Source organism: Limnohabitans sp. DM1 (assembly GCF_001269385.1).
In the GTDB taxonomy this organism is placed as follows: Bacteria; Pseudomonadota; Gammaproteobacteria; order Burkholderiales; family Burkholderiaceae_C; genus Limnohabitans_A.
In genome coordinates, this window is the sequence record NZ_CXOO01000041.1 from 23,183 (window position 1) to 31,199 (window position 8,017).

The following is an 8,017-nucleotide window of genomic DNA, read 5'->3' on the forward strand; positions in this document are numbered from 1 at the left end:
ATTTTTTGAAAGCGCTTTCATACATTACGAAGCCTGCCTTTATCTTTTGCTATGAAACCCTCCCTTGCTCATTTCGCCTTTGTTCTCACGTTCACTTGGCTTCAGGCCTCTGCACAGACCCTGCCTGTGGGCGCTGGCGCTTTGCACTTGGCGCCCCAAGGCGGTGACAAATCGCCCCCTCAGGCCCCCTACCGATCCGACGCCCTGAAAACCACCGCCGCGCAGACCAACCAGTGGTATTCCACATTGCTGTTTCATGCCACGCCCTTTCCTATCTATGCCCACCCCTTGACGGCACGGCCCACAGCGTCTGGTTTTGAGGTGTCTTTGCCCGTGAAATCTGTGGTGCCCACAGAGCGCAAGGATGTCGAAATCCATCACGAACACCAATCACCGATCAAGTTTTCACCAGCGGGCTTCACCCCTTCCAAAGCGGTTTTGAACAAGGCATCGGATTGGGCCATTGACATTGACATGTCAGCTGGCCAACAACAATGGAAGGCCACAATCGCCCACGGTAGCCCCTATGCATCGTTGCGCGTGTCGGGCGATGTGGTGCTCGATTTGCCAGAAGCGGCCATGCAAAGGATCGCCAGCGCGGACCCCAGAATTTTGGCGCTGCAATTCAAAGACCGGTCCTACGCCATCTTTGGCCCCACGGGTGTGCGCTGGGAAAAACTGTCTGACACCCAGTGGCGTGCCCACATGCCCGAAGGAAGGGGCTATTTTTCTGTCGCCGGTATGCCCGACACTGCACCTGGCACCCTGGAGTTGTTGGCCCGCCATGCCTACGTCTTCATCACCGACACACGCGTGCAATGGCGTTACAACCCGCAAAGTAGCCAGGTTCAGACTGAATTCACCGTCGAGACCCAAGCCATGGAAGGCACCAGCGACACACCACTGATTGGGCTGTACCCGCACCAGTGGCATGCCAATGCCAGTCTGCCCCCATTAACCGGTTTGCAATACCCCAGTTTGCGCGGCCCCATCAAATTGCTGGCTGGTAAAACCTTCAGCACCCAATCCACCTACCAGGGCTTTGTGCCGTTCTGGCCGGGCATCACGGCTAAAGACAAAGCCGCAGAACTGCAAGACCTGATCAAAACCGATGTGCGCAATGCACGCCGCATGATGCTGGAAATTGGGCAAGGCCCCTATTGGCAAGGCAAAGGCCTGCAGCGCATCACCAAACTCATGGACGTGGTAGAGCAACAAGGCGACCTGGCGGCACGCGACCAACTGCTGGCCTTGCTCAAGTCGCGCATCGAACAATGGTTTTCTGGCAAGGACCGCAAAACCTATTTCCACCTCGACAAGCAACTGGGCACCATCACCTCGTACCCTGAGGAATATTTCAGTGTCGAGCAAATGAACGACCACCATTTTCACTACGGCTACTGGATTCGGGCCATGGCTGACATCGCGCTGCGCGACCCTGAATGGGCCAGCCAGGCCAAATGGGGCGGCATGGTCGAAGCCTTGATTGCCGACATTGCCAGCCCGGAACGTGGGGGCAAAAACTTCCCCTTCCTGCGCAATTTTGACCCCTACGAAGGCCACTCCTGGGCGTCGGGCGTGGGCCTGGGCGCGCATGGCAACAACCAGGAGTCATCGTCTGAAGCCATCAATGCATGGGCGGGCTTGATTCAGTGGGGCGAGATCACGGGCAACACACGTTTGCGCGACCTGGGCATTTACTTGTACACCACCGAAATTGAAGCCATTGAACACTATTGGTTTGACGTGCATGGGCTGGTTTTCCCACCCGAGTACAAGAACGTCGAAGTCAGCATGGTGTTTGGCGGCAAGATGGCGCACAACACTTGGTGGACCGACGAGCCTCGTCAGATCAAAGGCATCAACTTGCTGCCCATCACCACGGCGTCCACCTATCTGGGCAGGCATCCGCGTTACATCGAGCGCAACATGGCTGCACTGGCCCCCGAAATGGCTTTGTATGCCAGCCGTGGCAAATACGCCAACCCGCCCGACATCTGGCAGGACATCTTTGCCAAATACCTGGCACTGGCCAAGCCCAGTGACGCATTGGCGCAGTGGAAGCGCTGGGGCTCGTTTGAATTGGGCGACACACGTTCGCATGCCCTGCACTGGATGCTGAGTTTGCAAGCCATGGGCACACCCGACCCCACGGTCACTGCCAACACCACTTTTTATTCCGTGTTCAAGACTGCCCAAGGCCAAAAAACCTACCTGGCCTTCAATGCAGGCAAAACGCCTATTGATGTGGTCTTCAGCGATGGCAAACAACTACGCGTTGCACCCGGCGCACTCACCCGTGAACAGTAAGCCATGCCCTTCCCTGTTGTGCCTGTGCACTGTCGCAATGCTCGGTTGTGGTGGTGGTGGTGGTGGTGATTCCAGCATGACGAACACCAACCCCAGCGCTTCCATGACGCCGTCCAGTGCCTCCACGGGCACCGCAGCATCATCTGCCGCATCATCTGCCGCATCATCTGCAGCATCTTCTGCCGCATCTTCAGCCGCATCCTCGTCAACCTCGCCTGCAGACAAGCCGGGCATGACATTGATCTGGTCGGATGAATTCACCACCAACGGCTTGCCCGACCCCCGCAAATGGGCGTATGACACCGAGCGCAACCGATGGGGTTGGTACAACAACGAAAAGCAATACTACGCGGCCAACCGCCTTGAAAACGCCCGCATTGAAGACGGCCGCTTGCTCATCACGGCCCGCAAAGAACGGCTGAGTTCAGCCCCAGATTTCGGGGGACAAAACTACACCTCGGCTAGGCTCTTCACACGCGGACTGGCCAGCTGGACTTATGGATTTTTTGAAATCCGCGCCAAGATGCCTTGCGGCGCGGGCACCTGGCCTGCCATCTGGACTTTGGGCGTGGGGGGTGCCAATGGCATGGTCTGGCCCGACGATGGCGAAATCGACATCATGGAATTCGTCGGCAGCGATCCCACACACGTTTCGGCCACCGTGCACAACGCCAAATACAACTGGCGTGGCGGCATTCCTCCGACCACCTTGAAAGCGCTGGTGCCAGATGCATGCACCGCCTTTCACAACTACCAGCTCAGCTGGACCGCCGACAAAATCGCCATCGGTGTGGACGACCACGTTTACTTTGAATACGCCAAGCCGCAAGACAACGATCCGCGGGCCTGGCCATTTGACCGCCCCCAATACCTCTTGCTCAACATCGCCATTGGTGGCGACTTGGGCGGCGTTGTGGACGACACGATTTTTCCTGCCGTTATGTCAGTTGAGCACGTCCGAATCTTCAAATACAACAAACCCTGAATCACACCAAGGGTAAGTCCCGATGAAATGAATACTTGCAAACTACTTACAAGCTTTTTATTATCGTGAAAGCGCTTTCAGAAAGCGTTTTCAATCACCCGATATTTTTTTGGAGACACGCATGAAATTTTTGATGCAGCGATTCAGCATGAACGCCATCGCCTTTGCAGCCACCGCTTTACTCGCAGCCTGCGGCGGCGGCGGTGATGCCACTGCCCCCCTGACTTCCCAAACCATCAGCTTCACGCCCGCCACGACAGGCACCGTGGGCACCCCCATCACGCTGGAGGCGACCGCCAGCTCCAAACTAGCAGTGAGCTTCACATCCAGCCCTGCAACGGTGTGTACCGTTTCGGGCACCACGCTCACGCTGGTCGGCGCAGGCACCTGCAACGTCAAAGCCGATCAGGCCGGTAACACCACGTTTGCAGCAGCCACTCAAGTGTCCAAGGACATCACGGTCAGCAACACAGCAACCCCCATGGCACAAGCCGCACTTGTGGTGGTTCCTGGGGCTTCCACTTTGGCCCCATCAGCAACCACCGCTTTGAGCACCACCGGCGGCAATGGCACAGGCGCAGTCACCTACAGCGTCACCTCAGGCTCTTGCAGCATCAGCGGCACCACGTTAACCGCAGGCGCCTCAACAGGTACTTGCAAGATCAGTGCGAAAAAAGCGGCAGACAGCTCCTATTTGGAAGTCATGTCTAGCGAGGCGACTGTCACCATCTCTAATACTCCCACAACACCAAGCACGATCATTGCTACATTTAGCGAGACAGGTGTTTCGGCCATCGGTTTTGGGAATATGGATGCTGCCGTGATTGATGAACCCACTTTGACGTCAAACAAAGTTTTGCAATTGGTCAAGCCTGCCAACGGTGAAACTTGGGCGGGTGCCACCATCAACACTTGTGGAACCGGAAAAATCGGCACAGTCCCCACCTTACCTCTGAGCAGCAGCAACAAGACTTTGTCACTTCGCGTGTACTCTCCTGAAGCAAATGTCCCTGTTCGCCTGAAGCTTGAAGACGCTTCTGACAGTACCCATAGTGTCGAAACCGAAGCGACGGTCACTGCTGCAAACACATGGCAAACGTTGACTTTTGATTTCTCAAAAGAAGTTTCTGGAACAGCTGCACTGAACACCGCTTATACCTTCAACAAAGCCAGCGTTTTCCCCAAGTTTGGCTCTACGGTGGGCAGCCCACTCACGTTCTATGTGGATGACCTGAAATTCATCGGCTCCTCGTCTGTCAGCTTGTCATGTCCCGATGCGCCAATCACGGGTACTCCAACTACGGCAGCGGCTACACCCAGTGCCTCACCATCAAACGTTATTTCCATTTACAGCGATACCTACACTGCCAGCACTGGGATCGACTTAAATCCGAATTGGGGACAAAACACCCAAACCTCTGAGATCACTGTAGTCGGCAGCAAGGTCCAGAAATATACGAACTTCAACTACAAAGGCATAGACTTTGCTAACAATCCAGTAAACGTCTCAACTTTTACCAAATTGCACATCGATCTTTGGTCTTCAGATGCCACTTCGGTTGATGTTTTCATCATCAACCCCGATACAGGTACAGGTCAAGCGACAGAACAACTTCAAAACGTTCCATTGAATGCATCAACTTGGAAAAGCGTCGACATCTCATTGAGCGGCTACGATAAGATTGATAGAACATCCATCAAACAAATCAAACTGGTCTCAAATCCATCTGGTAAAACCGTCTACATGGATAACTTGTACTTTGCAAAATAAGCTTTACCGCTTAGGTTGATGTCTACATGGCTGGGTTTTTGGGGTTCTAAGAACTCACGAAGCCCAGCCATCTTGCATTTTTTTCAATTGATAACTTGTTGCTGAAATCATGGATGAGGGTGGACATTTTGATGTGTTAACTTAGGCATAAAAATGCAGTTTTGATGTTCCACAACTATTTTCCAACTTCATGCACCACACTGACTACACACCTCTCAATCAAAGCACCCGCCGTCAACGCGGCTTCACCCTGATCGAACTCATGGTGGTGTTGGCCATCATTGGTGTGCTGGCCGCGCTCATCGTGCCCAATGTGCTCAGTCGCGCAGACGATGCACGCATCACTGCCGCTCGCACCGATGTGGGCAATTTGATGCAGGCGCTCAAGCTCTACAAGCTGGACAACCAGCGCTATCCCAGCGGGGAACAAGGCCTCAAGGCCCTGAACGCCAAGCCCACCACCGAGCCCGTGCCCGGCAACTGGAAGCCCTATCTGGACAAACTGCCCAATGACCCCTGGGGCCGCGCTTACCAATACATGAACCCCGGCATCAAGGGCGAGGTGGATGTGATGTCCTTTGGCGCCGACGGACAGCCCGGCGGCGAAGGCAACAATGCCGACATCGGCAGCTGGCAATAAGCCCCACCGCCTTGCACACGCGCACGCTGGCGGCTTCACCTTGCTGGAGTTGCTGGTCGTGGTGGCCCTGATCGCCATCGCCACTGCGGGCGTCAGCCTGAGTTTGCGTGACAGCGCAGACAGCGCCTTGGAACGCGACGCCGACCGCCTGGCTGCCTTGCTCGAAACCGCCCGTGCCCAAGCCCGCGCCAGCGGCTTGCCCGTGGTGTGGCGGGCAGACGGATCGGGCTTTGTGTTTGAAGGCCTGCCCGCGCCGGGCTTGCCCAAGCGTTGGCTATCAGACACCACCCGCTCCCAAACCGAGCAGCCCATTGTGCTGGGCCCCGAGCCCTTGATCGCCCCCCAAGCCATTGCCTTGAGCACCACCGCTGCCACACGCACCCTGTGGGTCGTCACCGACGGCCTGCGGCCCTTCAAGGTGCATGGCACACGCACAGGACTTGGGCCATGAGTGCTTTGTTGGGCGTGACACGTCGGACTCTTCGAGTACCGACCTACGCAGGCCGTGGCCCCATGCCGGTGCGCCATGCTTTCGCAGGTCGGCGGTCGAAGACCCCGACATGGGCCGTGCGCGGTGCTACGAGCGCCCATAGACCGTTACAGCATCAGCGGGCCACGAGGCAAACCGGCTTCACCTTGATCGAGGTGTTGGTGGCGCTGAGCATTGTGGCGGTGGCTTTGCTGGCGGGGCTCAAAGCCACCGGCTCGCTCAGCCAGAACGCCGAGCGCCAAGGCGTGAGCATGCTGGGGCAAATCTGCGCCGAGAACGAATTGATCCGCCTGCGGCTGCTGCGCCAATTGCCCGACACTGGCAACACCCAAATTGAATGCCCGCAAGTGGGCCGCTTGTTGATGGTGGACCTGTCGGTGCGCCCCACGCCCAACCCCAATTTCAGGCGCGTGGATGCACGCGTGCTGGACCAGGGGCAGTATGTGCTACAGCTGTCCACCGTGATGGGGCGCAACTGATGGCACGGCTTGCTTTGAGTAACCATCACGCACTGCGTCGGGCTTGCAGGGGCTTCACGCTGATTGAGGTGTTGGTGGCCATCAGCGTGATGGCTTTGATGTCGCTCATGGCCTGGCGCGGTCTGGACGGCATGTTGCGCACGCAAAGCAGCTTGCAAACACGCTCGGACGAGGTGCGCACGCTGCAAGCAGGTTTGACGCAGTGGCAAACCGATTTGGCCCAGCTGGCAGAGTTGAGCAACACGCCCAGCTGGGACTGGGACGGCAAGGTGCTGCGGATCACGCGCCGCGCAGCACTGGGCGCCCAGGTGCAGGTGGTGGCCTGGACCTGGCGCAACAACCCGGGGCGCCCCGGCGGCGGCGACTGGCTGCGCTGGCAATCAGCGCCAGTGCACCTGCGCGGCGACTGGCAAAACGCCTGGAATCTGGCCCAGGAATGGAGCCAGACGCCCACGCCCGCATCGCAGGCAGGCGAGGTCAACATTCACCCCTTGAGCGGCTGGCAACTGTTTGTGCACCGGGGCGGCAGCTGGACCAACCCGCTGTCGAGTGATGCGGTCACGCCCGGTTCATCCACAAACTCGTCCGGCAGCACGGCAGGCACGCCCCCGCCGGCCATCGGTCCCGCAACCGGCGCCGCTGCCAGCAGCACGCCGCCCGATGGCGTGCGCCTGATCCTGACCCTGCCACCCGGCCCATCTGGCGCAGGCGCCTTGACGCTGGACTGGATACGCCCGAACTTGTCAGGAGCCCAGCCATGAGCGCAACACCTCGCCAGCTGAAAAGCCGACCGGAACGTGGCGCCGCCTTACTGACCGCGATGCTGATCGTGGCCCTGGTGACCACACTGGCCAGCGCTGCCCTGTGGCAGCAGTGGCGCCAGGTCGAGATCGAAACGGCCGAACGCGGGCGTAGCCAGACAGCCTGGATGATGACCGGCGCCTTGGACTGGACCCGATTGATCTTGCGCGAAGACGGTTTGTCCAGCGGCAGTGTGGACCACCTGGGCGAGCCCTGGGCCTTGCCGGTGCAGGAATCCAAGTTGTCAAACTTTCTGTCGCAAGACCAAAAGTGGCAAGAAGGCGATGCCGAGGTTTTTTTGTCGGGCCAGATCACCGATGCGCAGTCGCGCCTGAATGTGCGCAACCTGATCGAGGACGGCCAGGTGTCCAAGGCCCAGCTGGCACGTTTTGCGCGCTTGTTTGAGCGCCTGAACCTGCCGCTGGAGGAGCTGCAAACGCTGTCGCGCCAATTGCAAGAGGCGCTGCAAAACACACCCGCAACAGCCGCCACAGGCACTGCCACAGCAGGCCCCCCCCCCCMAAACACCCCCCATSCCCCC

Annotated in this window: 8 protein-coding genes; all 8 read left to right on the forward strand. The window is 58.0% G+C overall.

Annotation, left to right across the window (positions count from 1 at the left end):
- Positions 1 to 51: 51 nt before the first annotated feature.
- Positions 52 to 2,310: a glycosyl hydrolase gene (locus AMM33_RS15860; protein ID WP_090142271.1), complete on the forward strand. Its 2,259-nt coding sequence runs from the start codon at positions 52 to 54 to the stop codon at positions 2,308 to 2,310.
- A gap of 76 nt (positions 2,311 to 2,386) precedes the next feature.
- Positions 2,387 to 3,295 (forward strand): glycoside hydrolase family 16 protein, encoded by a 909-nt coding sequence (locus AMM33_RS15865; protein ID WP_228768179.1) that lies wholly within the window; start codon positions 2,387 to 2,389, stop codon positions 3,293 to 3,295.
- 121 nt (positions 3,296 to 3,416) lie between these two features.
- The gene (locus tag AMM33_RS15870) at positions 3,417 to 5,066 is read left to right on the forward strand and encodes a hypothetical protein (RefSeq protein ID WP_090142272.1); all 1,650 of its coding nucleotides are present in this window, start codon (positions 3,417 to 3,419) and stop codon (positions 5,064 to 5,066) included.
- Positions 5,067 to 5,256: 190 nt separating this feature from the next.
- On the forward strand, positions 5,257 to 5,706 hold the full coding sequence (gene gspG, locus AMM33_RS15875) for a type II secretion system major pseudopilin GspG (RefSeq protein WP_090142273.1): 450 nt from the start codon (positions 5,257 to 5,259) through the stop codon (positions 5,704 to 5,706).
- Positions 5,681 to 6,157, forward strand: a complete 477-nt coding sequence (locus tag AMM33_RS15880) for a prepilin-type N-terminal cleavage/methylation domain-containing protein (RefSeq protein WP_090142274.1) — start codon at positions 5,681 to 5,683, stop codon at positions 6,155 to 6,157. Before gspG ends, AMM33_RS15880 begins: the two co-directional genes overlap by 26 nt.
- 116 nt (positions 6,158 to 6,273) lie before the next feature.
- Positions 6,274 to 6,675, forward strand: coding sequence for a type II secretion system minor pseudopilin GspI (gene gspI, locus AMM33_RS15885; protein WP_228768181.1), 402 nt, complete (start codon positions 6,274 to 6,276; stop codon positions 6,673 to 6,675).
- Positions 6,675 to 7,436, forward strand: coding sequence for a PulJ/GspJ family protein (locus AMM33_RS15890; protein ID WP_090142276.1), 762 nt, complete (start codon positions 6,675 to 6,677; stop codon positions 7,434 to 7,436). The genes gspI and AMM33_RS15890 overlap by 1 nt, the downstream gene beginning before the upstream one ends.
- Positions 7,433 to 8,017 (forward strand): type II secretion system minor pseudopilin GspK (gene gspK / locus AMM33_RS15895; protein ID WP_194945500.1); only part of this gene is annotated, 585 nt, incomplete at its 3' end. The genes AMM33_RS15890 and gspK, both read left to right, overlap by 4 nt.